This window comes from Phormidium sp. CCY1219 (assembly GCF_055795085.1).
The window spans coordinates 1-1,303 of record NZ_JAYFEQ010000471.1 but is presented as its reverse complement, the minus strand read 5'-3'; the positions used below and the strand labels follow the sequence as shown (position 1 = coordinate 1,303).

Genomic DNA, 1,303 nt, shown 5'->3' with positions numbered 1-1,303 from the left:
GTGGGGAAAAGCGCCTTTAAAAGTCCGACTTTGGACTCTTTAAGAATCCCTCGGATTTATCCGTAGGGAGTATCAAGCGGTTCCAATTGGTCTGTAACAGTAGTAGTTGACCATAAGACAAACGATTGGGAAATGACACTATCTCAATTTTGACCACTAAACGCTAGTTTGTCTAGCTCGAAAAAAAAATTCTTTCTCCTCCCCGGGCGATCGCCTCTCAGAAGCCGTTAATTACCAATCGCCAATTGCCAATTGCATATATAGTCAGATTCCCGAAAAAAAACTAGCCCGATGACGGTAGACTTCCGTCTAATAGCCAACCCACAGCTTCAGAGGGGAGAATCGGAGTGACGATCGCCCCGGTTGCGATCGCCGAGTTCGAGGTCCTTTGATGAAACCACTCTTATTCGCGATCGCCTTTATTCTGATTGCCAGTCCCATCCGCGCCGAGAACCCCCTGCACCTGCAGCGCCTCTTCAATCTGCGAGAGTGTCGCGACTGCGACTTAAGGGGTGCAAACCTGAGCGGGGCGGATCTTGTGGGGGTAAAACTGATTAACGCCGACCTTACCGGAGCCAACCTAAGCGGCGCGAATCTGCGCGGAGCCAATCTCAGCGGCGCATTGCTGCTCGAGGCCAATCTTGTCGGTGCCAACCTGCGGGATGCCTCTTTAATCGTAACTCACTTTGAAGCAGCTAACTTAAGTCAAGCAAACTTAAGTAACGCTGATGGATATCGCGCCATTATCGCCGACTGCGAGATGATAGGGGCGAATTTAGTCGGCGCATCTTTCCGAGAAGCGAACTTTTACTTATCGGATTTAAGTGAAGCGACCTTAGACGGAGCGGACTTGGAACGGGCGAGTCTCGATCGCGCCGAATTAACCGATGCCACCTTAGGCAATACCATTCTCATCCATGCCTCCTTGTGTGGCACCGTAATGCCCGATGGGTCGGTATCCGAGAAAGGCTGTCCGCAACCAGAGGAGAGCGAAACAGAGAGTGCGCCAGACAGTAGCGAAGAGTCACCGGAGACGAATACGCCCCCGGAGGAAACACCACCCGCCCCAAATTAGCCATAAGTCGAATGTCGGGGGGAGAGAAGGGGGATTAAAATAACCCCAGTCACCCGCGATCGCGCGCTTGGCTAAGAGTGTTCGTGGTTTTAGGAGAAGGCTCAATGTCAGGAACCCCATCCCTAAAGGGAGGGGCTTGGTAAGACTTTACTTTCCCAAGCTCACCTGACCAGAAGACCAGACTTATCTAAGTTTGGTAGCCGTTAGGGGTAAGAGTTAAAGTTCCGA

1 protein-coding gene is annotated in these 1,303 nt (G+C 51.6%); it reads left to right on the top strand.

Annotated features, from left to right (window positions below):
- Positions 1 to 391: 391 nt before the first annotated feature.
- Positions 392 to 1,075, top strand: coding sequence for a pentapeptide repeat-containing protein (locus tag AC0QH1_RS11715; protein WP_324631293.1), 684 nt, complete (start codon positions 392 to 394; stop codon positions 1,073 to 1,075).
- The last annotated feature ends 228 nt before the right edge of the window (positions 1,076 to 1,303 follow it).